This is a genomic window from Sphingosinicella sp. LHD-64 (assembly GCF_031157375.1).
Classification (GTDB): domain Bacteria; phylum Pseudomonadota; class Alphaproteobacteria; order Sphingomonadales; family Sphingomonadaceae; genus Allosphingosinicella.
The window spans coordinates 102,275-127,571 of record NZ_JAVIFV010000001.1 but is presented as its reverse complement, the minus strand read 5'-3'; the positions used below and the strand labels follow the sequence as shown (position 1 = coordinate 127,571).

Here is a 25,297-nt window from a genome sequence, read left to right as displayed (position 1 = left end):
CCGCCGAAGCCCATGCCCGACCATCCCAAGAGCGTCGACCAGGCGATCGCCCGCTTCGAGGAGGTGATGGGCCGGATCGACCGGACCGGATCGACCGCGTCGCGCGAGGCGAACCGGCGGCAGGTGCAGCGCAATGTCGCGGTCGTCGCGCGCAAGGCGACCAATATCGGCATCGCGCTCGGCGTCGTGCTGCTCGGCGCGATCGTCGCCGGGATCGTCCTCAACGGCATCGGCCTCACCGGCCTGTTCATCGTCTTCGCGCTGATGTTCCTGTCGGTGATTTTCTTCTCGGTCTGGGGCGGCAGCGAGAAGCCGATCGTCAGCTACCGCGACGACCTGCCCAACAAGGCGGTGGTGCAAAGCCTCGACAGTCTGCTCGTGCGCAAGCGCGCCGCCCTCCCCGCCCCCGCCGCCAGCCGCCTCGACGCGATCAGCGCGCAATTGCCGCTGCTTGAGAACCGGCTCGCCGAGACCGCGGTGCTCGATCCGCTCGCCCAGGACGCCCGCCGGCTGATGGGCAAGCACCTGCCCGAGCTGATCGAGCGCTACGAGCGTGTGCCCGCGCAATATCGCCGCGACCGCGACGGCGAAGGCCTCACCGTCGACGACCGGTTGGTCCAGGGCCTCGACGCGGCGAAGACCGCGCTCGACGATCTCGGTCGCAAGCTCGCGCGCGAGGATCTCGACGCCTTCCAGACCCAGGGGCGGTTCATCGAGAGCCGCTACAAGGACAATGACACGATCAAGAGCGAATAGCCGCAAGATGGGCTTCGAACTCGAACGCGTCCTCTACGAAACCGAGGATTTCCTGCGCCGCAACCTGGGCTCCCGCGCCCAGCGCGAGGCGAAGAAGCGCAAGGCGCAGCGCGCCTTCGAGGAGGCGATGCGGCGCCTGCGGCGGGCAGGGCTCGTCTTCGTCGGGATCGTCGCGGCGCTGATCGTCTACAGCCTCGCCGTCGCGCCGATCGGCTTCCTGACCTGGATCGTGGCGCTGCCGACCGCCTTGCTGTTCGCGCTGCTCACGATGTTCTGGCCGAGCCGGCGGCGGCGCGAGACGAACGACGTCCGCCGCCCGCCCGATCTCGGCACCCTCGCCGCCCGCGTCGAGGAGGGCCTGCTCGACCGCCGCGCCGAACTGCCCGGCCGGGCGCTGCCGGCGGCGGACGCGATCCTGTCGCGCCTCAATGAGCTGCAGCCCCATCTCGATCGGCTCGATCCGGCCTCACTGCCCGCCGGCGACGCCCGCCGCCTGATCGGCGAGCATATGCCGCGGCTCGTCGACACCTATCTTGAATTGCCGCCGAGCAGCCGCGCGCCGGGATCGGAGGCGAGCCAGCGCTTCACCGAAAGCCTCGGCATCGTCGCGGACGAGCTCGGCAACCTGCTCGACACCTGCTGCCGCGACAAGCAGATGCGATTCGACACCCAGAACCGCTTCATCGAGACGCGGTATCGCGAGGACTTCAAGGACGGCTAGGCGAACAGCGCCCGTGCCTTGCGGAGCCGCGACAGGCCCTCGTCCAGCACGTCGTCGGTCTTCGCGAAGCACAGACGGACCACGTTGGTCACCGGATCCTCGGCATAGAAGACCGAGAGCGGAATGGCCGCGACACCCGCCTCGCGCACGGCGCGTTCGCAGAAGGTGACGTCGTCGGCGCCGATCCCCGAGGCGGCCAGATCGATCGTCATGAAATAGGTACCCTGCGCCGGCAACGGGGCAAAACCGGCGGTTTCGAGGCCGTCACGCAGACGATCTCGGCCGGCGGCGAAGCCGGCGCGCATCGCGCTGAAATAGGCCTCGTCCTTGCCCAGCCCGTAGGCGACCGCCTCCTGGAGGTTGGGCGCCGTCGTGAAGGTGACGAACTGATGGGCGCGGGCGACCGCGTCGATCAGCGGCGGCGGCGCCGCCGCCCAGCCGACCTTCCAGCCGGTCAGCGAGAAGATCTTGCCGGCCGAGCCGACCTTCACCGTGCGTTCGGCCATGCCCGGCAGCGAGGCCAGCGGCACATGGCGGCGGCCGTCGAAGGCGACATGCTCCCAGACCTCGTCGGTGAGCGCGACCGCGTCGGCGCGCACGCAGGCCTCGGCGAGCAAGGCCAGTTCGTCCTCGCCAAACATCCGCGCGGTGGGATTGTGCGGATTGTTGAGGATGACCAGCCGGGTGCGTTCGGTGAAGGCGGTGGCCAGCGCCTCCTCGGCGATCCGCCAGTCGGGCGGCGTCAGGCGCACCAGCCGCGGCACGCCGCCAGCGCGCTGCACCAGCGGCAGATAGGCGTCGTAGAGCGGCTGGATCAGCACCACCTCGTCGCCCGGTTCGACCAGCGCCAGGATGCTGGCGGCCAGCGCTTCGGTCGCGCCCGAGGTGACGACGACCTGGTCGGGCGTGACGTCGAGGTCCTGATGACGCCGATAGTGGCTGGCGACCGCCTCGCGCAGCGCCGCCAGCCCCCGCATCGGCGGATACTGGTTGGAGCCGGCGCGGAGCGCGTCGGCGGCCCGGCCGATCACATCGCCGGGCCAGCCGAAATCGGGAAAGCCCTGGCCGAGATTGATCGCGCCAAGCTCGCGCGCGAGGCCCGACATATGCTCGAAGATCGTCGTCGGCATGTCGGCGAAGAGCGGATGCATGGCGCTCCCCATAGGGTCGCCGGGTAGGCCCAGGCAAAGGAAAAGGCCCGGAGCGGGGGGAGCTCCGGGCCTTGCCGAGGGCCTTCGTGGAGGGGGTGGGCGGCCCTCGGCCCCCTGTCGCCCGGCTATTGCGGGTCGCGCTCGGCCGCTGCGTCGCCCGAGGCCTGGCCCGAGGCGGAGACGCCGCCCTGGACCGAGCCGGCCCGGTCGCGGACCTGCGAGACCGCATTGCCGGCACGGCTGCGGGTCGCGTTCACCGCATTGCCGGCCGCGGTGCGGGTCCGATCGACCGTGCCGCGCGCACGCTCACGTGTGCTGACGACGGTGTCGCGCACCGCGTCGGTGCCGATCAGCTGCGCGTCGGCGCCTGCGCCCCCGGAGGCGCTGCCGCCGGCCCTGCCCGAGGCGCCGAGCGAGCCCAGCGCGCTGTCGGTCGTGCTGTCGAGCGCGCCGTTGCCGCTGGCACTGCCGGACGCACGTGCATTGGCGCGGCCCGAGCGACGATCGACATTGCGGTCGATGCGGGAATCGGCGCGGCCGCCAAGTGTGCCGCCCAGAGTCTGGTTCACGCCGCCGAGCGGGCCGTTCAGCGTACCGCCGAGCGCGCCACCAAGGCCGCCGCCGAGACCGCTACCAAGGCCGCCTCCGCCAAGAATTTGCGCCGAAGCCGGCGTGGCCACGACGATCGCGCAGCCGGCCATGAGCTTGAGAATGGATTTCATCTTCGCCTCCTTTGTCTCGAGGGACCGTTTCAGGTCCTCTGCTCGGCAAACGAGGCGGCCAGCGGGTTTAATCCCCGGGGATGGAGATTTCCGGATCGCCCTCTCTAGTCGCGTCGACGAGGCGTGCGGCAATCGCCACAGATGACACCGCGGCCGAGGCCGCGGCCGCGCGGATTCGCCTCGGCATCCAGCGCCGCGATCGGGTTGGGCCGCCCCAGATGCTGCGAGAGACGCCCGGCGACGAACGGCACCGCATAGGAGGTGCCGCGCACCGGTACGAGTCGGCCATTCGCGCCCGCCGCGGCCATGTCGGCGCCCGGCGCGGCATAATCGAGATGGAGCGCCCGTCCCGCCTCGATCAGCGGCCGGTTGCGTGCGTCGACGCCGGTGACGGCGATCACGCCGTCATAGGAGGCGGGATAGGCCGGCGGCGCGGCCCGCCCGTCATTGCCGACTGCGGCGACGATGAACATTCCCCGTGCCCGCGCCTGCGCCACGGCACGCGCGACAAGGGCGTTGGCGGGGCCGACCAGGCTCACGGCGACGACCTGCACCCGCTGCTGCGCCAGCCAGCCGAGCGCGCGCACCAGCGCCACCGCATTGCCGCCTGCCGGATCAACGCCAAAGATGTCGGCCACCAGCAGCGGCGCGCCGGGCGCCGCGCCGCGCACGCTCCCCTGCCCTGAGATCAGCGACGCGACCGCGGTGCCATGCGCGCTCGGCCAAGGCGCGCCTCGTACAAAGCCCTGCTGACGGACCGGGCCGCGCAGGGCGGGATGCGCGGCCACCCCACCGTCGATCAGCCCGATCGCGCCGGGTCCCGCACTGCCCTGCGTCAGCGCGCCGCCACCGCCGGCCACCTCGCCGCTCTGGCCATGGAGATGATTGGCCGTGAAGGTCGCGTCCGGCGCGATCCGGCGCAGGCGTGAGAGCGCCCGGTCGACCGACCAGCCGCGCGGCACCTGAAATGTCACGGCGCGGATGTCGAGGCCTTCAAGACGGGTTTCCTCGCGCCGGACGAAGCCGGCCGCTTCCGCGGCGGAGATTGTGCTGGAATCCGGGTCGACCGCAACCACCTCGCCGCGAACGGCCGGGCCGAGGTCGGTCATCTCCAGCAGGTCCGGGTTGCGGCGGACGAGATCCTCGAGCCGCCGCAACCGCGCCCCGGCCAGGTCCCGCGCGCTGGTCCGTACGTCATCGACGGCGCCCGTCGCGGTATCGAGCACGTCCCGGCCCGTCTGCCCCACCCCGCCGATGACGCCCCCTACGGGCGGCACCTGCACCGGCGGCACGAGCTGCGCCTGGACCGCACCGCCAAGCGCAGCCAGCGCGGCAAAGCCGATCCAGAGCTGAAATGGTTTCATATGCGCTGCCGTCCTGACATATTTTCCTGTGCTTGTGGATGAAACGTGCGAGGCCAGCCGTTTCCTCCCCGGGATCGATTGGAGGCATGGCCGTTGCAGGGTTTCGAAGGCGAGCTCTTGTCGCTGCTGCCCCGGCTGCGCCGGTTCGCGCGTGCGCTCGCCCGGGACGCGGCGGATGCCGACGATCTCACCCAGCTCGCGCTGGAGCGGGCCTTGAAGGCGCGCCGGCAATGGGCGCCGGGAACGAGACTGGATGCCTGGACGATGCGGATCATGCGCAACCTCTGGATCGACGAAGCCCGCAGCCGCAGCCGCCGCGCGCAGACCTTCGCCCCCGAAGAAGCCGGCACGCTTGTCGGATCGGACGCGCACCGCGACATCGAACGCGCTGCCGAGATGCACGATGTCGACCGGGCGATGAACGCACTTCCGGACGAGCAACGCGAGGCGGTCGCGCTCGTGCTTGTCGAGGGGCTGGCTTATCGCGAGGCGGCCGAGCTGCTCGACATCCCGATCGGCACGCTGACCTCGCGCCTGACGCGGGGGCGGCAGGCGCTGGCGCAGATGCTGGAGGCGGCATGATGGCGATCACCGACGACCGGCTGATGGCCTATCTCGACGGCGAGCTCGACGCGGCGGCGCGCGCCGAGGTCGAGGCGGCGCTTGATGCCGATGCCGAGCTGCAGGCCAAAATGGAGACCCAGCGCAAGCTGCGCGCCCGGCTGTCGGCGCGTTACGATCCCGTTGCCGAGGAGGAGGTGCCGGACCATCTGCGCGCGATGCTGGAGCCGAAGGTCGTCGATCTCGACATCGAGCGCGCCCGGCGTGCGCGCCCGATCTGGCAAAGCGTGGCTGGGATCGCCGCGACCCTGGTGCTCGGCATTGCGATCGGCCGTTTGGCGCCGGGCGGCGGCAGCGGCCCGGTCGCAATCGAGAATGGCGTCATGATCGCGCGAGGTTCGCTGGAAACGGCGCTCGACACACAGCTTGCTTCGGCGCAGGCGCCGGATGGCCCGACGCGAATCGGCGTCAGCTTTGCGGGGGTCGACGGGCGGCTGTGCCGGACGTTCGAGGATGCGGCGTTGTCCGGTCTGGCCTGTCATGGCGCGCAAGGCTGGCAGGTTATGGTCGCGGCGCCCGGATCCGATGCGCAGCAGAGCGACTATCGCCAAGCCGGGAGCGGGTCGCCACTGGTGCTCCAGGCGGCGCAGGAGATGATGGCCGGCGAGCCGCTCGATGCGGAGGCGGAACGCCGCGCGCGCGACGCCGGTTGGCCGCAGACGCGCTAGCGGCTTGGCGCCGCCTGCGTCGCATCACCCGCGGATGGCTGGGCCGGGGCCTGCACGGGCGAGGGCGGCGCGATCGTGATCGGCTGCGGCTCGGTCGGCGCGGTGCTCCATCGGCCGAGCGGGCGCTGCGGCGGCGCGGAGGCGGGTTCGTCGCCGGTCAGCGACCAGCGTTGGCTCGCGGTCAGGGCGCCGCTGGTGCCGGCACGCTCAGAGATGAGCTGGCGGGCGCTGTCGCGCTGCAGCGGCGCCTCGTAGCGGCGCAGCACGGCGCGCTGGAAGCTGTCGATGCTGTGGGCGCTGTCGGCGGCTTCCTCAGCCGCGGCGGCCGCCGCCGCGTCGCGCTCCCCGCCTTCCGCCGCCAGCCGCTCGGCCGCGTCGGGCTGGCCGAAGCCGCCGCGCCAGGCGATTGCCGGCTCGGCACCGATATAGCGGTTGAGGAAGGCCGGCGGACGGCCCCAGCCGCCGCGCCAGCGATAGAAGATATGGTTGCCGATGGTCGCCGACTTGATCAGGCTGGACGCCCAGTAGGGCACCACATAATTGGCGTGATAGTGAGTGGCCCAGCCAACCGGCGTGTAGACATAGCCGCCCAGCGCCGCCTCGGCGACCGCCCTGGCCTGCTCCCAGTAGGAGGCCATCGGCCCCCGCCGCAGCGAGCCGTCGCAGGTGAAGGAGAACTGGCAGCCGGTGTAGCGCCGCGCGCCTTCGAACACGACGCCGCAGACCGAAGCCGGATAGGCCGGATGCCGCACACGGTTCAGCACCACCTGCGCCACCGCACGCTGGCCGTCGGTCGGCTCGCGTGCTGCCTCGTAGTAGATCGCGGCGGTCAGGCATTCGAGCGAGCGCAGGCGATCGGCCGGGGTGCCGGTCATCCGGAACGGGCGCGCGGCCGGATTGGCCAGGTTCGAAACCGGGATCGCTGCGTTGATGGTCAGCGCATCCTGCGGCGCGACCGGACGCAACTGGGTGGCACTGGTCTCGGTCGCCGCTTCGCGCAATTGGGCGATCGGCGCCGATTGCGCGCGCTCCAGCTCCAGCAGCGCATCCACATTCGGGTCGCGCGTCGCCAGACTTGTGGCGGTGGCCGCGAACAGAACGAGCATCGCGGCGACGAACAAAGCCGCGCGCCAATGTGCGCGCACCCAGTCGCGCGGGCTGGGCGACAGGCGCGAATCCGGCAGTTCGGCGGCAATCGTCGTCATTCAGGGCAACCGTTTCCAGCCAAGTGAATTAGTCGGATAACACAGATATATATAATGCCACCTGTCCGCAACATGAAGGGGCGCCGCGAACCGCGGCCAACGCGTGGCTGGCGGGTTGGTTGCGTTGAAGCAACGACAGCCGGAGCAGTTTCGTCACGTCCGGCGTCAGTTTCGTCGACGGATTCAGCTCTCGTCGCCGCTCTTTCCGGCTTCGTCGCCGGCTCCTGACGCGCTGACCGTGTGCCTTCTAACGGGCGCCCACACAGAACAGCAAAACAGGGAAAAACCGCAGATGAAGACGATGATGATACTCTCGGGTGCCGCGACGCTTGCGCTGGTGGCTTTCGGCGGCGCGACCGCCCAGACGCGGCAGGGCGGCACGGTCGACTACTGGATGTCCGCCGAAACGACGAGCGGGTTCGCCGCGCAGGCGGCGCAGGCCCGTGGCGGGGCCGGCATGCTGGGCGCGATGATGTCCGGCCGCGGCGGCGGCGATGCCGATTATGCGCGGCGGCTGACGCTGCAGCTCGGCAGCCCCCGCGCGGCCTCGGGCCCGCCCGCGGCGGAGCACCTCCCGCCGGCCGCGCTCGGCGCCGGCGCGTCACTGCCGCTGGTCTCACCCGAGGCGGCGCAGCGGCCGCCCCAGAACACGCCCGAGCGGTGGACCTGGGGCGACGGCGGCGCGCAGGGCCGCATCCTGATCTACTGGGGCTGCGGCGAGCGGGCGCGGGCCGGCCAGCCGGTCGAGATCGACCTGTCGCAGATCGCGCGCGGGCAGGTGCCGCCGGCGATGGCGCAGATGGTCTGGCGTGCGATGAATCCGCCCGCAGCCGGGGCTACCACCACCTATGGCGAATGGCCGAACCGGCGGTCCCAGACGACCGTGCCGGCGACCGGATCGCTGGTCGGCGACCATGTCGTGCGCGGCAACTATACGCCGGAGCTGCGCTTCACCCTGGCGCAGGGGCAGGACTTCCTTGCGCCGATCGAGCTGACCCAAAACAGCCCGACCGCTTCGGGGGCGGTGCCGCTCGCATGGCGCAGCGTGCCCAATGCCGGCGGCTATCTGCTGATGGCGGTCGGCTCGCGCGAGGACGGTACGCTGGTGATGTGGAGCTCCAGCGAAGTCCAGATGAGCCAGGTGGCCGGCGCCGACTATCTCTCCGAGGCGGAGGTCGCGCGGCTCGTGCAGCAGCGCGTGCTGCTCAATGCCCAGACCACCCAGTGCACGGTGCCGGCGGAGGTCATGAACGGGATCCAGGCAGCCTCGCTGATGATGACCGCGTTCGGGCCGGAGGCGAATTTCAGCTACCCCGCCCGTCCGGCCCGCGCGCCGCGCGGCTGGGCACCCGAATGGACGGTGAAGCTGCGCACCCGATCGGCCTATATGGGCATGCTCGGCATGGACATGGCGGCGATGATGCGCGGCGAGGACAGCAGCTCCAGCCGATCCGCGCGCGGCCGGCAGGAGCAGCCGCGCCGTCGCCGCTCGATTGGCGGCATATTGCGCGATAGCATCCTCGGTCGGTGACGCAGACGGACGGGGGCCGATGGGCGTCCGCCCGTCTGGCGCGGCAGCGGGAGAGCGATTAGGGTCGGCCCATGTCCGACCGCATCGCTCCCCCCGCCGCCGCGACCGCCGACACCCATGCCACCGCCACCGACTATGCGGTGCTCTACCAAAGATCGCTCAAGGATCCGGACGGATTCTGGGCGGAGCAGGCGCAGCGGATCGACTGGGACACCGCGCCGACGCGTATCGTCAACTGGTCCTACGATCCATTGGAAATCAAATGGTTCGAGGACGGTGTTCTAAATCTCTGTCACAATTGCGTCGACCGGCACCTGCCCGCGCGCTTCGCCGACACCGCCATCATCTGGGAGGGCGACGAGCCCGGCACGGTGCGCCGGGTCAGCTACGGCGAGCTCCATGCCGACGTCGTACGCATGGCCAACGCGCTGAAGGCGCTCGGCGCGGCCAAGGGAGATCGGGTCACCCTTTATCTGCCGATGATCCCGGAGGCGGCGGTCGCGATGCTCGCCTGCGCGCGGATCGGCGCGGTGCACAGCGTCGTGTTCGGCGGCTTCTCGCCCGAGGCGCTGCACGGACGGATCGTCGATTGCGGCAGCCGCTTCGTCGTCACCGCCGACGGCGGCCTGCGCGGCGGGAAGCTGGTGCCCCTGAAGGCCAATGTCGATGCCGCGCTCGCCGAGGGCACGCCGGTCGAAGGCGTGATCGTCGTCAGGCATCTCGGCAACGACATCGCGGTCGAGGCCGGCCGCGATCGTTGGTACCATGAGCTGGGCGCGACCGTCCCGGATACCTGCCCGTGCGAGCCGATGAACGCGGAGGATCCGCTGTTCATCCTCTACACTTCGGGCTCGACCGGCAAGCCCAAGGGCGTGCTGCACACGACCGGCGGCTATGCGGTGTGGACCGCGACCACCTTCCACTATGTGTTCGACTATCGCCCCGGCGAGATCTTCTGGTGCACCGCGGATGTCGGCTGGGTCACCGGGCACAGCTATGTCGTCTACGGCCCGCTGGCGAACGGCGCGACGACCTTCATGTTCGAAGGCGTCCCCAACTATCCCGACAGCAGCCGCTTCTGGGACACGGTCGAGCGGCACAAGGTCAACATCTTCTACACCGCCCCGACCGCGATCCGGGCGCTGATGCGCGAGGGCGACGGGCCGGTGATCAAGCACGATCGTTCCTCGATCCGCCTGCTCGGCTCCGTCGGCGAGCCGATCAATCCGGAGGCCTGGCTCTGGTATTGGCGCACCGTCGGCGAGGAGCGCTGCCCGGTCGTCGACACCTGGTGGCAGACCGAGACGGGCGGGATCATGATCACCACCCTGCCCGGTGCCCACGACATGAAGCCGGGATCGGCGGGCCTGCCCTTCTTCGGCATCGTGCCGGAGCTGGTCGAGGGCGAAGGCGAAGGCGAGGTGCTCGAAGGCGCCGCGTCCGGCAACCTCTGCATCGCCCGTTCCTGGCCGGGCCAGATGCGTACCGTCTACGGCGATCACGAGCGGTTCGCGCAGACCTATTTCTCGACCTATCGCGGCAAATATTTCACCGGCGACGGCTGCCGGCGCGACGCGGACGGCTATTACTGGATCACCGGCCGGGTCGACGACGTGCTCAACGTCTCCGGCCACCGGCTCGGCACCACCGAGGTCGAAAGCGCGCTGGTCGAACACCCCGAAGTGGCCGAGGCCGCTGTCGTAGGCTATCCCCACGACATCAAGGGCCAGGGCATCTACGCCTATGTGACCTTGGTCGTGGGCGCCGAGCCCGGCCAGGCCCTCGAGACGGAACTCAGGCAGCTCGTGCGCCGCGAGATCGGCCCGATCGCCTCGCCCGACCTCATCCACTTCACGCCGACGCTACCCAAGACCCGCTCGGGCAAGATCATGCGCCGCATCCTGAGGAAGATCGCCGAGAACGACTTCGGGTCGCTCGGCGACACCTCGACCCTGGCCGATCCGAGCCTGGTCGATTCCCTCGTCGAAGGCCGGCGGAACCGATAGCGCTCAGCCGGCCTGCTCCGCCTTCCGGCCGATGTCGCGCAACACCCGCTGGCTGTTCTGATGGATCGCCCAGCGGGCCAGAGGCTCCCAATAGGGCACCGGATCGATCCGCAGGACGTGCGCAGTCGAAATCGTGAGACGTGTGCGGCCATCTCCGATCGGATCGAGATCGAAACGCGTCGTCTCCGTCGAAAAATAGCCGTTCACATGGGGTGCGTGGACGCGGCGATACGGGCTCATCTCCTCCATCGCCGGCGGTTGCCGGGTCACAGAAAAGGCCAGGCGGCGTCCGACCGCCCAGTCCGTGATGCGCTCGCGCGCGTGGCCCGTCGAGAAATAGCCGAGCCGCTCGCCACCCTGGCCCGGCGCAACGATCCGACCGCCAAGCGCATAAGCAAGGCCTGCCCGGCCAACCAATCCCGCCGGCTCGCCGACCGGCGCATCGCTCGTCAGCGCCCGCCAGACGGCCGCAGGCGGCGCGGCGATGACGATGCTGTCCTGCGAGGTGATGGACGCGGCCGGTGGAACGGCGGCCTCCAGCATGAAAACCGCCGGAAGGAAGGCCACGCTCAGCAGCGGCTTGCCGCGCCGATGGCCGACATCGGCGAGGGTCATCCCCAGCGCGCCTCCGGCGATCGCCGCGACCGCTCCGAGCGGCGCCGCGAGAACGAGGCAGGCCAGACCCTCAAGAGCCATCATGATCAGCGCCACACAGCCCAAGGCGGCCGCGGCAAGCACCAGCACGATGGTCCGCCCGCCCCCGACAGGGACCTGTCGATTGGCGAGATAGGCGGTTGCCAGCCCGACCGTGAACGGCGTGAGGACGAACAGGCCCCAGCCATAGGCGCCGAAGGTGACCGCCGAGACGAGCACGGCGGCGATGATGATCGCGACGCCCGCCAGGACGCCTTGAAGAACATGCGCCGAGTTGAATCCTGCCGCACCGGATTGATCGACCGACTCATCGACAGTCGGATCGGGCTCGTGCCAATTTGGCAGCACCGCAAGGATCACGACGGGCAGAAACTGGAGCCCCGGGATGACGGTCAGTGCGGCAAGCCAGTATCCGAACCCGGAGCTGACCGCCCGTCGGAAGGAGAGAATCGCAAGCCCCCAGGTCGAGATGAGGCAGAGCAGGAAGATCAGCCCCGTCTCATAGGCCGGGAGCGCGCCGAGCTCGGTCAGGCGGCGCAATGGCAACAGCCAGAATTCCGCGTCGGTGAAGAGCGATGCACCGTGCCGGTGATAGGCCAGCGCCACGAGGGCATGCGGGATGAAAAGCAACGGCGCGGCCGCCAGCGGATAGACGGCCGGCGAGAGGCCGCGATCGATCGAGAGGTGCTGTCTCATGCCGTCAGCCGCGGGCCAGGCGCCGGGACGCCTCGCGGAGGGGCATCGCGTCCGCGGCAACCCGTTTCAGCGCCGTACGATGCGGCAGGTCCCCGGGGAGGACGACGTTCCATGCCAGACCCCGGCGCTCCAGCAGCCCGATCAGCATCCAGCCCAGATCGATCTGACCCGGTTCCAGCCCAAGTTTCGCCGAGCCGGGATAGGCATGATGGTTGTTGTGCCAGCTCTCGCCCATGCTGACCAACCCGGCGACACGAATATCGAAGCCCTGTACGCACGCGCCTTCGACGATCCAGCTTTGCTCGCCCTCCAGATGCGCGAAATGGCCGACGAGCCAGTGGCCGGTCACGCAGACCGAAACGCGCGCACAAATCCCCCAGACCAGCCACGGCATGCCGCCGATCGCGAAGAAAAGGATCGCCCAGGGCAGTTGCTGCCACATCCAGGTCCGCTCGAGGAGGTGGTAGAAGCGATCATTGGCGATGCGCGGCTCCAGCCGGAATGTCGGTGGACTGGACAGTGCGAGTTCGCAATGCAGCTGCCGCCATCCGTCGCGCCAGAAGCCAGCCCGGTGCGCGAAGAAGTCGTGACAGGCCGGCTGGCGCTGTGCCCAGTCGCGAAAATCGTGAAGGCGGATCATACCGATCGGCCCGGCCATGCCGACCAGCACACCGAGATAGACACCCGCATATTCGAGCCAGCGTGGGCATTCGAAGCTGTTGTGAATGAGACGGCGATGCATGCCGACGGAATGCCCCGCGCAGAGCGTGACCGCACAGGCCAGGAGGAACACCGCGACGGCACCGGGCGTCACGAAGACGGGACACAGAATCAGCGCGGCCAGCGTCATCGCGCCGATCCATATCGACTTGGCCGGTGCCCACCTGATCCGCCCCGCGACCGGATCGGATGACAATATTGCGGCAATGCGATCCGATCCGGGTACGAGGTCCATGAACTTTCCCCCTATTCGTCGCGATCCGCCTCGCGGGCATCGCGGAGCGCTGCGCTTTCACGCTTCAGCGGCGTGGAAACCGGACATACGCGCTGAAGGAAGCCGTTCAGCGTGTTCACGAGATTCTCCCTCACCAACGCGTAGCGCACGAACTGACCTTCCTTGGTGCTGGCCACGAGACCGGCATTTTCGAGAATCTGGAGATGCTTCGAAATGGCCGGCTTGCTCATCTCGAAGCGCGCGGCAATCTCGCCGGCGGTGAGATCAACCTCGGCCAGATAGGCCAGGATCCTGCGTCGCGGCGTCGAGGCCAATGCGTCGAAAACCTTGTTCATCGGTTTGTTGATTAACTAATAAGTTAATTATGTCAATAGTTGCGTCGAGGCGTTATGGCGTCGCGCTCGAATGGCAGTTAAGGGCAGGCTATGACCCGTTCAGATTCCCGCCCCGGCCAGCGCTGATGGAGATCGTGGTCGGCGACATCGGCGGAACGCACGCCCGCTTCGCGATTGCCCGGATCGACGATTTCGGTCGCCCCGAGATCGGGTCGATGAAACGCTACCGGACCCGGGAGCATCCGGGGCTCGGCTCGGCCTGGGCGCTGTTCGAGAAGGAGCATGGCGCATCGCTGCCGAAGCGCGCCGCGCTCGCCGTCGCGGCGCCGATCGAGGGCGAGGTGCTGCGCTTCATGAACAGCGCGTGGCGCATTCCCCGCTTCGACATCGCGGACGAGCTGAGATTGGAGCAGCTCACCCTGCTCAACGATTTCGGCGCGGTCGCCCATGCCGTCTCGATCCTGGGAGAGGGCGAGCTGGAACCGATCGCCGGTCCGCCTACCCTGCCGGAGGACGGGGTGGTCACCGTGATGGGGCCCGGCACCGGCCTCGGCGTCGCCCTGTTCAGCCGCCATGCCGGCAAGGTCGCGGTCATCGAGACCGAGGCAGCGCATATCGCCTTCGCCCCGCTTGATCCCGAGGAGGAGGCGCTGTCGGACACTCTGGTCGAGCGCTATGGGCGTGCTTCTGTGGAACGGGTCGTCTCGGGCCCGGGCCTCATCGATATCTACGACCATCTGGGCGGCACGACCGACGTCGATCCCAACCGCGCCGGCGACCTGTGGAGCGCCGCGATCGAGGGCAGCGACGCTCTCGCCGCGCATGCGCTCGACATCCTGGTTCGCTGTCTCGGCGCGGCGGCGGGCGACATCAGCCTCGCCCATGGCGCGATAGGCGTCGCGATCACCGGTGGCCTCGCCAACCGCATCGTCCATCTGCTGCGCACCCCGATGTTCGCCGCCCGCTTCACGGCCAAGGGTCGCTACAGGGAGCGCATGCAGCGGGTGCCGGTGGTGCTGGCGACCTATCCCGAGCCCGGCCTGCTCGGCGCCGCAGTGGCCTTCCAGCGGGAGCATGGCGCCGACGTCGTTCAGACCTAGGCCTTCCGGTCGACGCTCAGATCGCCCGGCTCACGACTTCCTTCATGATCTCGTTGGTGCCGCCGAAGATGCGGGTGACGCGAGCATCGCGCCAAAGCCTCGCGATCAGATATTCGTTCATGTAGCCGGCGCCGCCGTGGAGCTGAAGGCTCGCGTCGCAGACCTCCCATTGCAGCTCGGTGTGCCAGAGCTTGGCAGCGCTCGCCTCGTCCGGGGTGAGCTTGCCGTCGATGTGGCGCTTCAGCGCCCAATCGAGATGGGCCCAGCCGACCTGCAGCTTTGCCGCTAGGTCGGCGAGGGTGAAGCGGGTATTCTGGAACTCGAACACGGTCCGCCCGAACGCCTTGCGCTCCTTGGTGAACTTCACCGCCTCGTCGAAGGCGCGCTGGGCGGCGGCCTGGGCGCCGATCGCGATGTTGAGCCGTTCCTGCGGAAGCTGGGTCATCATATAGGCGAAGCCCGCCCCTTCCCCGCCGATCCGGTTGGACTGCGGCACGCGCACGTCCTGGAAGAACAGCTCGGACGTATCCTGACCGTGCAGGCCGATCTTGTCGAGGTTGCGGCCGCGCTGGAAACCGGGGCGGTCGGCTTCGACGAGGATCAGCGAGATGCCCTTGGCGCCCTCGGCCGGATCGGTCTTGGCAGCGACGATGACGAGCCCGGCATGCTGGCCGTTGGTGATGTAGGTCTTGGAGCCGTTGACGACATAGTCGTCGCCGTCCTTGAGCGCCGTGGTGCGGATGCCCTGCAGGTCGGAGCCGGCGCCGGGCTCGGTCATCGCGATCGCGGTCGGCGTCTCGCCGGAGATCATCTTCGGCAGCCAGCGCGCCTTGAAGTCCTCCGACCCGTAGTGGACCAGGTACGGCGCGACGATGTCGGAGTGGAGGCCGATGCCCGCGGTCGAACCGGCATAGCCGAGCTCCTCGTCGATCACGGCGTTGTAGCCGAAGTCGAGGCCGAGCCCGCCATAGGCCTCCGGCACCGTCGGGCAGAGCAGGCCCGCCTCGCCGGCCTTGCGCCAGAATCCCTTGTCGATCTCGCCCTGCGCTTCCCAGCGGTCGAGATGGGGGACGAGCTCGCGGTCGAAGAACTTGCGGACCTGGTCGCGGAAGAGGTCGTGCTCCTCGGTGTAGGCGGAGCGGCGGGAGAGGTCGAGCATCTCAGAGGTCCTCGAAGCGGGGGGCGGGGCTGGGCTGGAGCAGGCCGTCGATGGTGGCGAAAGTGCCGCGGAACGCGTTGTGGGGGTGGTCCGGGGCCTCCGAGAGGGTCAGGATCGGGGCGAAGCAGGCGTCGGTGCCTTCCAGCAATGTGCACCAATGCTGGCGCGGATGGCGCCGGAAGGTGGCCGAAAGTTCGTCGCGCAGCGCCGGGTCGAACTGGCTGGAGGCGAGGCCCAGCTTGTCCTTGAGCACCGCGAAGAAGGGCGGCTCGAGCGCGCCGATCGCGACCCATCGGCCGTCGGCGCATTCGTAGCTGTCGTAGAAGGCGGCGCCGCCATCGAGCAGGTTAGCGCCGCGCGCGTCGCACCACATCCCCGCGGCGAGCAGGCCGTATGTCTGCGCGCCGAGCAGAGCGGCACCGTCGACCATCGCGCAGTCGATCACGCTGCCCTTCCCGGTCGTGCGCGCGGACAGCAGGCCGGCGAGCATGGCGAAGGCGAGCAGCATGCCGCCGCCGCCGAAATCGCCCACCGCATTGGCGGGCGGCGTCGGCGGCCCGCCAGCGCGGCCATAGCCGTGGAGGTTGCCGGCGAGCGCGATATAGTTGATGTCGTGCCCCGCCGCCGCGGCGAGCGGGCCCGCCTGCCCCCAGCCGGTCATACGGCCATAGACGAGGCGTGGGTTCTCGACGCGAAGGTCGTCCGGCCCGAGGCTCAGCCGCTCCATCACGCCGGGGCGGAACCCCTCGATCAGGCCATCGGCGTCGCGAACCAGCGCGCACACCCGGGCAAGATCGCCCTGGTCCTTGAGGTCGAGCGTCAGGATCTCGGCGCGGTTCCGACGCAGGATGTCCTTGTCGGGCGGGATCGGCGGGGTCCAGCCGGCGCGCTCGATCCGCACCACCTCGGCACCGTGATCGGCAAGCATCATCGCGGCGAACGGTGCCGGCGCGAGGCCGGCGAACTCGACGATGCGGATCCCCTCGAGCGGCTGCACGCCCTCTCCTCTCCTTTTCGGCGAGCCTAGGCGGCGCTGGCATCGGAGTCAGCAGGTTTCGCCGCGGACGAAGCGATGGCATAGCTCGGGCGATGCAACGCCTCCCCGCCTCCGCCGAAGCCGCCGAACGGCTCGCCGCGTCCGGACGACGGCCCGAGGCGGTGCTGATGATGAACCAGCTCGCCGCCGCCGGCGATCCCGATGCGCTGTTCGCGCTCGGCCTGTGGCGGCTCGCCGGCCGGATCGTGCCGCCCGACGTCATGCAGGCGCGCGACCTCTTCCGCCGGGCGGGCGAGGCCGGGCGGCGCGACGGGGCCCGGGTGCACGTCAATTTCCTCGCCAGCGGCACCGGCGGTCCGGCCGACTGGCCGGCGGCGCTGAAACGGCTCGGCGCCCTCGCCCGACACGATCCGGCCAGCCGGACGGCGCTGGCGCTGATCGAGACGATGGACCTGGATGCGGCCGGCGGTTCGGGTGCAACCCCGACCGGTGGCGTCGTACACGAGACGCCGGAGGTGCGGCATTTCGAGCGCTTTTTCACGCCGGGCGAATGCGATTATCTGACGGCGGTCGCGGCGCCGCGCATGAAGCCGTCGGTGGTGGTCGACGAGCACACCGGCAGGCAGGTGCCGAATCCGATCCGCACCTCCGACGGCGCCGACTTTCCCTGGCTGCTCGCGGACCCCGCGGTCACGGCGCTGGGCCGCCGGATCGCGGCGGCGAGCGGCACCGGCTTCGACCAGGGCGAGCCGCTGCAGGTGCTGCGCTACCGATCGGGGCAGCAATACAGGCCGCATCTCGACGCGATCGCCGGGCTCGACAACCAGCGCATCCTGACGATGATCGTCTATCTGACCGACGGCTATCGGGGCGGCGAGACCCGCTTCACCCGCAGCGGCTTCACCTTCCGCGGCCGCAAGGGCGACGCGCTGCTGTTCCGCAACACGCTGCCCGACGGTCGGCCCGATCCGGCCTCCGAACATGCCGGCCTGCCGGTGACCGCCGGCACCAAGCTGATCGCCAGCCGCTGGATCCGGGCGCGGACGCTCGTGCCCGAATAGGAGGAACTATGCCGGAAGAGCCCCAGACGAAACGCAGGCGGTCGCTCGGCAGCGGGGCGCTGATCGCACTGTTCGGGCTGCCCTTCGCTTTGTTCGTCGCTTTCCTGTTGTTCCAGCGCAGCACGCCCGACGCGCTGGAGGCGCGCCTGGCCGAACGACCGGAGCTCGAAGACACGCTGGCCGCCTTCCGCACCGCCTATCCGGACGACTATCGCGCCTTCCTCGCGCGGGTCTCGGCCGTCGCCGATGCCGAAGGGCAGTCGGCGGCCGAGCGCGCCGCCGGCGAGGACATCCGCCGCTTCGTCGCCGGCAAGGCGGACGCGATCGTTCGCGCACCGGCCGCGGACCTGCACGCGCTGGCCCGCGCGATCGCGGCTCTGGTCGCCGAGCTGCAGCGCGTCGATGCGGGCCTCTGCGCCCAGTTCGTGACGCAGGGCGCCATGGAGCCGGCCCGCCTCCCCGCCCCGGCGAGCCGCGCGATCGGCCGGATGAACGCGCAGTTCCTCACTGCCGCACGCGGCGGCGAGGCCGGCGGCAGCCCGCGCGGGCCGCTGAGCCCGCCCGATACGGCCGCCTGGCTGCAGCGCATGGCTGCGATCGATCCGGCGCTGGTGCGGCAGGCCCAGACCGGCGGCGCGGCAGACATGCGCCCGGCCCGGCTTTGCGCCAACGGCGTGACGGTCCACCGCGCCGCCGCCGAGCTGCCCGAGGCGCAGGCGGCCAACGTCATGGCGCATCTCGTGCGGCAATCGTTCGGTGGCGCGGGCGCGGCGACTCAGTAGAGCGGTATGCCGAGCACCCTGGGCGGCTTGCGATCGCTCGGCAGCATCGGCGTCAGGTCGTTCACGTCCCGGGCGGGCCGCGGCCAGTAGCGGCGTCGCCAGATCCACAGGCCCCAGAAGTAGAAGCCGATCCAGGGGAGCGCCAGGCCGATCGCGTAGAGATAATGGCGCGGCTCGAACTTCCAGCCATATTCCCACCACAACCAGGTGATGAAGCCGGGGAACAGCAGCGCCACCTGGCAGACCAGCAGCAGGAACAGGGCGTGCCAGACGGGCAAGCCGCGTTCGATCCGATCGAAACGGCCCAGCCGTTCCATTTCACGGGCGAGGTGGCGCACGAAGCCTGCGTAGTCGGACCAGGGGTGGGTGCCGTAGACCGCGACCGGCCACCCGTCCTCGCGCCGGATGGTGCATTTGAAGAACTTCCGTGGGCCGCCCGGCCGGCAGCCGAGGCGGACATGGGTGATCGAAGAGACCGGAATCTCGATCCGTCCGCACACCGCTCCCTCGATGGCAATATGCGAGCCGTCCTCGGCGATACCGGCGACGACGTATTTCTCCCGCAGCCCCGCCACGCGGAGCGAAATGCTGTTCTTGAGATAATAGAGCTCGCCCGGAAACGACTCTTCCAGCTGTGTCATCCGATACATGCGCGCCCCTCGCACTCGATCTTCACGAATGGCACGCTAGCCGGCGTCGGAATGAATGAGAAGCGACGGAGCCGGACGCCCTCATGCTTGACGGATCAACGTCCGTTTTTCGACTCATTGCGGGCATTCAGCTATTGAGCGAGACGGGTTGAATGAGCGCCAAATACGATCGGATCGGAATCAATTACGCGGAGCTTCGCAAGCCCGACCGCGCATCGCGCTAGCTTCCGTTCGACGATGATACTTTCGACGCCTCCATGGGCTCTCAGCAACCCCGAACCGGGATTGCGGAGTCTGCAGCACGATCTCGAAACGGGTGAATGGGAACGTCGCTACGCGGAGTTGCTTTCCCTTGACGCATATGACGCGGGCTATCGGCTTGTCGTAGCTGGCTGATCCGAGATGTCCGCTTTCGACCCCAAGTGGACACCCGCCATCGAGGCCGGCTCTCGTCAGCCGCCTTGTCGTCATACTCCTGGCTGCCGCGATAGCGGCGCAGGCCGTCGCGGCCGCGCCAGTCGCGGCGTCCGTCGCGCCAGCGGCGGCGGTCGTCGCGCCAGGTGCGGCGCTCGACGGTGCGTTCGCACCAGCCGCGGTCGCAATAGGTGTCGACGATCCGCTCGCGCACCACGCCGTTGTTGGACGAGCTGTTCGAGCTGGTGTTGGAGGATTGGGCGCCGGCCTCGGCCGCACCTGCGGCCAGCGCGACCGCGCCGGTCAGGGCGAAGATGATCCGCATATCCTGCTCCTTTGTCGCTGGCCGCTCAATGCCCGTTGCAGGCGAAACGGGCGCTGAATGGCGAATCCGCCGCGAGGTGCTCGTCCCAAAGGCGGGGCGCATCGTCGAAATGCGGAGGGCCGGACGCGGCAGCGCGGCGTCCTTCTGATCAGGCGAACGGCCCTTACCGGAGACCGCTGTGACGATGTCCCACTTCATGATCGGCGTGCTGCTGCTGGTCTGCACCGTTCTGCCCCTGGCCTTCGCCTGGCGGCTGTGGCGGCTCGACGAGCCGACCCGGGCAGGCTGGCTGGTCGTGATCGCGGACACCCTGGTCTTCACCCTGCTGATCCTGCTCGTCGGTCGCTGGGACATCGCCGGGATCTGGACCCGCTTCCTCCTGATGGCGGTGATCCTCATCGCGATCCTGCTTTCGGCGCGGCGACATCGCGGGCGGGCCTGGCGCGACCCGGCCGGTGGCCCGTTCTGGCGGCGGCATCTGACCACGGCCTCGCTCGCTTTCTTCGGCCTGGCGTTGGGCTATATATCCTCACCGGGCTGTTCCATCGCGACGCGCCCCGGCCCCTCGCCTTTCCGATCGCCGACGGCCGGTTCGTCGTAGCGCATGGCGGCGGGATCGGGCTGCTCAACCATCACAGCAGACACCGGGCGCAACGTCATGCGGTGGACATCGGTGCGGTCGGCCCGGCCGGGTTCCGCGCGGCCGGCCTGCTGCCGGCCGACCCCGCGCGCTACGCCGTCTTCGGCAAGCCGGTGACCAGCCCGTGCGCCGGGCAGGTGGTCTCGGCGACGGACGGGCTGCCGGACCTTCGGCCGCCCGCGACCGATACGGAGCATCCGCCGGGTAACCATGTCGTCCTCGCCTGCCAGGGCCTACGGGTCGAGTTGGCCCATTTCCGGCAAGGCAGCATCGCGGTGGCGGCGGGCGATCGCGTCGCCGTCGGCCAGCGGCTCGGGCAGGTCGGCAATTCGGGCAATTCGACCGAGCCGCATCTGCACGTCCATGCGGTCGATCCGCGCACCGGCGCCGGCGTGCAGATCGCGTTCGACGGCGTCATTCCGACGCGCAATGCGGTGTTCGTGCGCCAGGTCAGTCGAGCGGGCCGCCGCGCCACGCCGGCATCGGCCGCTCGCCGAGCGCGACCTCGACCGCGGCGGCAGCGAGCAGGCGGGTCGAATCGAGGATCGGCAGCGGCGAGATGTCGGCGGTGATCAGCAGCGGGATTTCGGTGCAGACCAGGGCGACGGCGTCGCAGCCACGCGCCTGGAGGCGCACGATGATATCGACATAGGCGGCGCGGGCGGCGTCGGTGAAGATGCCGAGGCAAAGCTCGTCGAAGATGATGTCGTGGATCGTCTTGCGGTCGGCGGCGTCGGGGATCTCCCAGTGGAGGCCGCGGCGGCCGAACGCGCCGGGATAGACCGGGCCGGTCATCGTCCAGTCGGTGCCGAGGATGCCGATCTTCGTGCGGCCGTCAGCGACCGCGCGGCCTGCCACGACCTCGGCGATGTGGAGGCAGGGGGTCGGGAACGGTTCGCCCGGGGCCTCGAAGGCGATGTGGGCGGTGTTGTCCGGGCAGACGAAGAAGTCGGCGCCGGCGGCGGCGAGCTTGCGGGCGTCGGCGAGGAAGATCTCGCGGAGCGCCGGCAGGTCGCCGCGCTCCCAGGCATCGAGCGCGTGGTGCATGGCGATGCCGGTCAGCGTTATCTCGGGGTGGTTGTGCGGGCCCATCTTCGCGACGCCCTCCAGCCAGGTCGTCCGGTAGCAGAGCGTCGCGCCCTCGGCGCTGTGGGCGAGGATGCCGATGTGACGGGTCATGCCGGCAGTCTGCGGTGCGAGGGGCCAACGAGGCAAGCGTGGATTTCTGGCGCGCGGCGGATAAAGTGTGGGCGCGACACCAGAGCGAGGGGCGGCACGATGAAGGCATGGATGGCGATGGCGGCGACGATGCTGGCGGCGGGAACGGCCTCGGCCCAGCGCCCGCCGGTCCAGCATTATCCGGTGAGCGACGCGGCCGCGGCGGCGGTCCGGGCGCCCGGATCGACCCCGCCTTTCTCGGCGGCGGTGCGGGCCGGCGACGTGCTCTACCTGTCGGGGAGCATCGGCAGCCTTCCGGACGGCAGCCTGCCGCAGGGGATCGAGGCGCAGACCCGGCAGGTCATGGAGAATATCCGGGCGGTGCTGACCGACGCGGGTGCGTCGTTCGACGATGTCGTGCGCTGCCTGGTGATGCTCGACGACATGGCCGACTGGCCGGCGTTCAACCGGGTCTATGTGACCTATTTCAATGCCGCGCGGCGGCCGGCGCGCAGCGCCTTCGGAGCCGACGGCCTCGCCCGCGGCGCGCTCGTCGAGGTCGAGTGCACCGCCTATGTGCCGGAGCGCCGCTGACCGCCCCTGGAGACTGTTTGGAAACGCGCTGGTGTGAGTCGGCTGGTAGTGGTTTCGAGAACCGGCGCGCAGCGGACATGGATGTCCGTGAGCACCGGAAGCGCAGAAACCGCCGCCAGACGGCCGCACCAGTAGCGTTTACAAACAGTCTCTCAGCGCGGCGCCATGCGGATGGCGCCGTCCAGGCGGACATATTCGCCGTTCAGATAGACGTTCTCGGCCATGAACACGGCGAGGCGGGCATATTCCCCGGACTGGCCGAGCCGCTTCGGGAACGGCACCTGGGCGGCGAGCGCGTCCTTCACGTTCTGCGGCATCATCGCGACCATCGGCGTCTCGAACACGCCGGGAAGGATGGTGTTGACCCTTATCCCCTCCCCCATCAGGTCGCGGGCGATCGGCAGCGCCATGCCGAGCACGCCGGCCTTGGAAGCGGAATAGGCGGCCTGGCCGATCTGGCCGTCCTGCGCGGCAACCGAGGCGGTGTTGATGATGAGGCCCTTCTCGCCGTCCTCGAGCGGATCGAGCGTCGCCATGCCGGCGGCCGAGGCGGAGAGCACGCGGAAGGTGCCGATCAGGTTGATCTGGACGGCGAGCTCGAACTGGTGGATCGGATAGCGCTTGATCTCGCCCGTCTCCTTGTCGCGGCCGACCGTCTTCACCGCGTTGGCGACGCCGGCGCAGTTGACGCAGATCCGCTCCTGGCCATGGGCTTCGCGGGCGGCCGCGAAGGCCGCGTCGACCGCCTCGTTCGAGGTCACGTCGCATTGGGCAAAGATGCCGCCGATGTCGGCGGCGACCTTCTCGCCCTTGCCGGCGTCGCGGTCGAAGACGGCGACCCTGACGCCCCTGGCGGCGAGCGCGCGGGCGGTGGCCTCGCCGAGGCCGGAGGCGGCGCCGGTGACGACGGCGGCGATCGAGGAATCGAGCTTCATGACGGTGTCTCCCTTTGCCCTGTCCCTAGAGGGGCCGGGCGGGCGTGCGCAAGGCTCGCGTCAGGCGTCATTTCGACGCCGTACTTAACCGGCGATTAGGGTTTACGGCGCATAAACTGCGGCACGGGGTAACTACGGGGGTTTTCGTGGCCAGCAGCCAAATGCTCAAACTGGTGTTCGACAATGGCCAGGACAGCCGCCGGCAATGGCCGCGCCAGCTGACGATCCTGTCGGCCCGGCTGCTCACCGTCACCACCGACGTCCCCGTCCGCATCCGCGACCTCTCCGCCGGCGGCGCCCGCATCGAGGGCTTCAACCTGCCGGCGGCGGGCACCGACGTGATGCTGAAGCGCGGCGCTGCCGATGCGTTCGGCACCATCGTCTGGGTCTCGGGCACCCAGGCCGGGATCGAGTTCGAGGACGCGCTGGAGCACGAGGCGCTCGACGCCTTCCAGAAGGCGCCGGAAATGCCGGCATTGACCCAGCCGGACGGCCGCCGCCCGGGTTTCGGCCGCAAGGGCGGCACCCATCCGCGCTGGTCGGACGGAACTGGCTGGATCGACAGTTAGAGCGCTTCGACGATCGTCACGTTGGCGATCCCACCACCTTCACACATCGTCTGAAGTCCGTAGCGCAGACCACGATTTTTCAAGGCGTGGACGAGCGTCGCCATCAGCTTTGCGCCCGATGCGCCAAGCGGGTGGCCGAGCGCGATCGCGCCGCCGTTGACGTTGAGCTTCTCCGGATCGGCACCGGTCTCGCGTAGCCACGCCAGGGGGACCGGGGCGAAGGCCTCGTTGACCTCGTAGAGATCGATGTCGGCGATCGTCATCCCCGAGCGCTGCAGGGCGCGGACCGTCGCGGGGATCGGCTCTTCCAGCATGATCACCGGATCGCCGGCGGTGACGGTGAGATTGTGGATGCGCGCCAGCGGCGTCAGGCCATGCGCCTTCAGCGCCGCTCCGTTGACGATCAGCACCCCGCTGGCGCCGTCGCAGATCTGCGAGGCGCTGGCCGCGCTGATCCGGCCGCCCTCGCGCAGCAGCTTGACCGAGGCGATGCCGTCCAGCGTGGCGTCATGACGCACGCCTTCATCCCGGTTGTGCAGAACGGTCTCGCCGGTCTCATCGATGACGGGAAGCGCGACGATCTCGTCGGCGAAGGCGCCATCCTGCGTGGCGCGCGCGGCGCGGCGATGGCTCTCCAGCGCGAAGGCGTCGAGATTCTCGCGGGCGAAGCCGTATTTCGCGGCGATCATCTCGGCCCCGTCGAACTGGCTGAACATCGCGACCCCGAATCGCTCCCGGACGCTCTTCGGGAACGGGCCGGTGCCGATGCCGTGCTGCAGCGGCAAAGTGAAGGGCAGCCCCATCGGCACCCGGGTCATCGATTCGACGCCCGCGGCGATCACCATGTCCTGCGTCCCCGACATCACCGCCTGGGCAGCGAACTGGATCGCCTGCTGCGAGGAGCCACATTGCCGGTCGATGGTGACGGCAGGGACGCTCTGCGGCAGCTTCGAGGCGAGCACCGCGGTGCGGCCGACATGGAAGCTCTGTTCGCCCGCCTGCCCCACGCAGCCCATGACCACGTCGTCGATCCCGGCGGGATCGATGCCGGCGCGATCGACCAGCGCGTTCAGCACCTGCGCGGCCAGATCGGCCGGATGCCAGTCCTTCAGTGCGCCGCCGCGCTTGCCTCCAGCGGTGCGGACGGCGTCGACGATAAAGGCTTCCGGCATGAGCTGATCCTCGTGTTCAGGCTTACGTTTACGTCAACGGTAGACGAGCCGAACTGAGTCTGGAAGCCCGGGGAATAAATTGCTATTACGGAGACACAGAGAGGTAGAATCTTCCATGGCGCAAAACCCCTTCACCCATCATCCGAACGAGGTCGGCGAGACCTATGGCCAGCATTTCGGCCATGCGGCCTGGTTCGGGGTGCGGATGATCGGGGGCGGTATCGCCTGCCTGATTCACGCGGTTTTTCCGTTCCTCTGCGTCAATACCGGCAGCGAGACGATGCGTCGCCTCCACGGACGCCTGACCGGCCGCGCCGACAAGGTGAACTGGGAGCGCCACCCGATCATCTGACCGG

The 25,297-nt window shown here is 69.4% G+C and carries 27 protein-coding genes and 1 pseudogene; 14 read left to right on the top strand and 14 right to left on the bottom strand.

Annotated features, from left to right (window positions below; all coding sequences use genetic code 11):
- Window positions 1-12: 12 nt before the first annotated feature.
- Complete coding sequence (locus tag RCO27_RS00620; RefSeq protein WP_309000708.1) at window positions 13-756, top strand: hypothetical protein; 744 nt, start codon at window positions 13-15, stop codon at window positions 754-756.
- 7 nt (window positions 757-763) lie between these two features.
- Window positions 764-1,477, top strand: coding sequence for a hypothetical protein (locus RCO27_RS00615; RefSeq protein ID WP_309000707.1), 714 nt, complete (start codon window positions 764-766; stop codon window positions 1,475-1,477).
- Here the strand turns inward: RCO27_RS00615 and RCO27_RS00610 are convergent.
- The 3 genes from RCO27_RS00610 to RCO27_RS00600 form a co-directional block, all read right to left on the bottom strand.
- Window positions 1,474-2,628 (bottom strand): aminotransferase, encoded by a 1,155-nt coding sequence (locus tag RCO27_RS00610; RefSeq protein ID WP_309000706.1) that lies wholly within the window; start codon window positions 2,626-2,628, stop codon window positions 1,474-1,476. The genes RCO27_RS00615 and RCO27_RS00610 overlap by 4 nt on opposite strands.
- A 125-nt stretch (window positions 2,629-2,753) precedes the next feature.
- Window positions 2,754-3,350 carry a hypothetical protein gene (locus RCO27_RS00605; protein ID WP_309000705.1) on the bottom strand — a complete coding sequence of 199 codons (597 nt, stop codon included), beginning with the start codon at window positions 3,348-3,350 and terminating at the stop codon, window positions 2,754-2,756.
- 104 nt (window positions 3,351-3,454) lie between these two features.
- A complete protein-coding gene (locus RCO27_RS00600) occupies window positions 3,455-4,714 on the bottom strand; it encodes a S8 family serine peptidase (protein ID WP_309000704.1) in 1,260 nt (419 codons plus the stop codon).
- Window positions 4,715-4,807: 93 nt separating this feature from the next.
- Here RCO27_RS00600 and RCO27_RS00595 point away from each other — a divergent pair, with 93 nt between their 5' ends.
- Entirely contained in the window at window positions 4,808-5,296 is a 489-nt protein-coding gene (locus RCO27_RS00595; RefSeq protein ID WP_309000703.1) for a sigma-70 family RNA polymerase sigma factor, read from the top strand.
- Window positions 5,293-6,003, top strand: coding sequence for a zf-HC2 domain-containing protein (locus tag RCO27_RS00590; RefSeq protein WP_309000702.1), 711 nt, complete (start codon window positions 5,293-5,295; stop codon window positions 6,001-6,003). The genes RCO27_RS00595 and RCO27_RS00590 overlap by 4 nt, the downstream gene beginning before the upstream one ends.
- Here RCO27_RS00590 and RCO27_RS00585 read toward each other — a convergent pair.
- Window positions 6,000-7,208: a cell wall hydrolase gene (locus RCO27_RS00585; protein ID WP_309000701.1), complete on the bottom strand. Its 1,209-nt coding sequence runs from the start codon at window positions 7,206-7,208 to the stop codon at window positions 6,000-6,002. The genes RCO27_RS00590 and RCO27_RS00585 overlap by 4 nt on opposite strands.
- A 292-nt stretch (window positions 7,209-7,500) precedes the next feature.
- Here RCO27_RS00585 and RCO27_RS00580 point away from each other — a divergent pair, with 292 nt between their 5' ends.
- Together RCO27_RS00580 and acs are read left to right on the top strand one after the other, a co-directional pair.
- Window positions 7,501-8,739: a hypothetical protein gene (locus tag RCO27_RS00580; protein WP_309000700.1), complete on the top strand. Its 1,239-nt coding sequence runs from the start codon at window positions 7,501-7,503 to the stop codon at window positions 8,737-8,739.
- A gap of 71 nt (window positions 8,740-8,810) precedes the next feature.
- Window positions 8,811-10,745 (top strand): acetate--CoA ligase, encoded by a 1,935-nt coding sequence (gene acs, locus RCO27_RS00575; protein WP_309000699.1) that lies wholly within the window; start codon window positions 8,811-8,813, stop codon window positions 10,743-10,745.
- Between the two features lie 3 nt (window positions 10,746-10,748).
- Here the strand turns inward: acs and RCO27_RS00570 are convergent, their stop codons facing one another.
- From RCO27_RS00570 to RCO27_RS00560, 3 genes are all read right to left on the bottom strand, one after another.
- The gene (locus tag RCO27_RS00570) at window positions 10,749-12,095 is read right to left on the bottom strand and encodes an SRPBCC family protein (protein WP_309000698.1); all 1,347 of its coding nucleotides are present in this window, start codon (window positions 12,093-12,095) and stop codon (window positions 10,749-10,751) included.
- A gap of 4 nt (window positions 12,096-12,099) precedes the next feature.
- Complete coding sequence (locus RCO27_RS00565) at window positions 12,100-12,945, bottom strand: acyl-CoA desaturase (RefSeq protein ID WP_309000697.1); 846 nt, start codon at window positions 12,943-12,945, stop codon at window positions 12,100-12,102.
- Between the two features lie 116 nt (window positions 12,946-13,061).
- On the bottom strand, window positions 13,062-13,385 hold the full coding sequence (locus RCO27_RS00560; RefSeq protein WP_309000696.1) for a metalloregulator ArsR/SmtB family transcription factor: 324 nt from the start codon (window positions 13,383-13,385) through the stop codon (window positions 13,062-13,064).
- A gap of 125 nt (window positions 13,386-13,510) precedes the next feature.
- On the opposite strand from RCO27_RS00560, the gene RCO27_RS00555 reads away from it, so the two are divergent.
- A complete protein-coding gene (locus RCO27_RS00555) occupies window positions 13,511-14,485 on the top strand; it encodes a glucokinase (protein ID WP_309000695.1) in 975 nt (324 codons plus the stop codon).
- A gap of 16 nt (window positions 14,486-14,501) precedes the next feature.
- Here RCO27_RS00555 and RCO27_RS00550 read toward each other — a convergent pair whose 3' ends face one another.
- Both RCO27_RS00550 and RCO27_RS00545 read right to left on the bottom strand, forming a co-directional pair.
- Window positions 14,502-15,644, bottom strand: a complete 1,143-nt coding sequence (locus tag RCO27_RS00550; RefSeq protein ID WP_309000694.1) for an acyl-CoA dehydrogenase family protein — start codon at window positions 15,642-15,644, stop codon at window positions 14,502-14,504.
- Window position 15,645: 1 nt separating this feature from the next.
- The gene (locus RCO27_RS00545; protein WP_309000693.1) at window positions 15,646-16,641 is read right to left on the bottom strand and encodes a CaiB/BaiF CoA-transferase family protein; all 996 of its coding nucleotides are present in this window, start codon (window positions 16,639-16,641) and stop codon (window positions 15,646-15,648) included.
- A gap of 92 nt (window positions 16,642-16,733) precedes the next feature.
- On the opposite strand from RCO27_RS00545, the gene RCO27_RS00540 reads away from it, so the two are divergent.
- Both RCO27_RS00540 and RCO27_RS00535 read left to right on the top strand, forming a co-directional pair.
- Complete coding sequence (locus RCO27_RS00540) at window positions 16,734-17,702, top strand: 2OG-Fe(II) oxygenase (RefSeq protein ID WP_309000692.1); 969 nt, start codon at window positions 16,734-16,736, stop codon at window positions 17,700-17,702.
- 8 nt (window positions 17,703-17,710) lie between these two features.
- Entirely contained in the window at window positions 17,711-18,484 is a 774-nt protein-coding gene (locus tag RCO27_RS00535; RefSeq protein ID WP_309000691.1) for a hypothetical protein, read from the top strand.
- Here RCO27_RS00535 and RCO27_RS00530 read toward each other — a convergent pair.
- On the bottom strand, window positions 18,478-19,134 hold the full coding sequence (locus RCO27_RS00530) for a hypothetical protein (RefSeq protein ID WP_309000690.1): 657 nt from the start codon (window positions 19,132-19,134) through the stop codon (window positions 18,478-18,480). The genes RCO27_RS00535 and RCO27_RS00530 overlap by 7 nt on opposite strands.
- Window positions 19,135-19,399: 265 nt before the next feature.
- Window positions 19,400-20,098: a hypothetical protein gene (locus RCO27_RS00525; protein WP_309000689.1), complete on the bottom strand. Its 699-nt coding sequence runs from the start codon at window positions 20,096-20,098 to the stop codon at window positions 19,400-19,402.
- Between RCO27_RS00525 and RCO27_RS00520 the strand changes: the two genes are divergently transcribed.
- Both RCO27_RS00520 and RCO27_RS19240 read left to right on the top strand, forming a co-directional pair.
- Entirely contained in the window at window positions 20,070-20,474 is a 405-nt protein-coding gene (locus tag RCO27_RS00520; protein WP_309000688.1) for a hypothetical protein, read from the top strand. The genes RCO27_RS00525 and RCO27_RS00520 overlap by 29 nt on opposite strands.
- Window positions 20,475-20,536: 62 nt before the next feature.
- Window positions 20,537-20,818 (top strand): annotated as a pseudogene (locus tag RCO27_RS19240) (hypothetical protein); the annotation flags it as partial.
- Window positions 20,819-20,963: 145 nt separating this feature from the next.
- Here RCO27_RS19240 and RCO27_RS00510 read toward each other — a convergent pair.
- Complete coding sequence (locus tag RCO27_RS00510; protein ID WP_309000686.1) at window positions 20,964-21,692, bottom strand: amino acid racemase; 729 nt, start codon at window positions 21,690-21,692, stop codon at window positions 20,964-20,966.
- A 99-nt stretch (window positions 21,693-21,791) separates the two neighbouring features.
- On the opposite strand from RCO27_RS00510, the gene RCO27_RS00505 reads away from it, so the two are divergent.
- A complete protein-coding gene (locus RCO27_RS00505; RefSeq protein ID WP_309000685.1) occupies window positions 21,792-22,265 on the top strand; it encodes a RidA family protein in 474 nt (157 codons plus the stop codon).
- Window positions 22,266-22,417: 152 nt separating this feature from the next.
- On the opposite strand, the gene RCO27_RS00500 is transcribed toward RCO27_RS00505, so the two are convergent.
- Window positions 22,418-23,200, bottom strand: a complete 783-nt coding sequence (locus RCO27_RS00500; RefSeq protein ID WP_309000684.1) for an SDR family NAD(P)-dependent oxidoreductase — start codon at window positions 23,198-23,200, stop codon at window positions 22,418-22,420.
- Between the two features lie 146 nt (window positions 23,201-23,346).
- Between RCO27_RS00500 and RCO27_RS00495 the strand changes: the two genes are divergently transcribed.
- Window positions 23,347-23,769, top strand: a complete 423-nt coding sequence (locus tag RCO27_RS00495) for a PilZ domain-containing protein (RefSeq protein ID WP_309000683.1) — start codon at window positions 23,347-23,349, stop codon at window positions 23,767-23,769.
- Here the strand turns inward: RCO27_RS00495 and RCO27_RS00490 are convergent.
- Window positions 23,766-24,941 (bottom strand): acetyl-CoA C-acetyltransferase, encoded by a 1,176-nt coding sequence (locus RCO27_RS00490; protein ID WP_309000682.1) that lies wholly within the window; start codon window positions 24,939-24,941, stop codon window positions 23,766-23,768. The genes RCO27_RS00495 and RCO27_RS00490 overlap by 4 nt on opposite strands.
- 115 nt (window positions 24,942-25,056) lie before the next feature.
- On the opposite strand from RCO27_RS00490, the gene RCO27_RS00485 reads away from it, so the two are divergent.
- Window positions 25,057-25,293, top strand: a complete 237-nt coding sequence (locus RCO27_RS00485; RefSeq protein ID WP_309000681.1) for a DUF6356 family protein — start codon at window positions 25,057-25,059, stop codon at window positions 25,291-25,293.
- The last annotated feature ends 4 nt before the right edge of the window (window positions 25,294-25,297 follow it).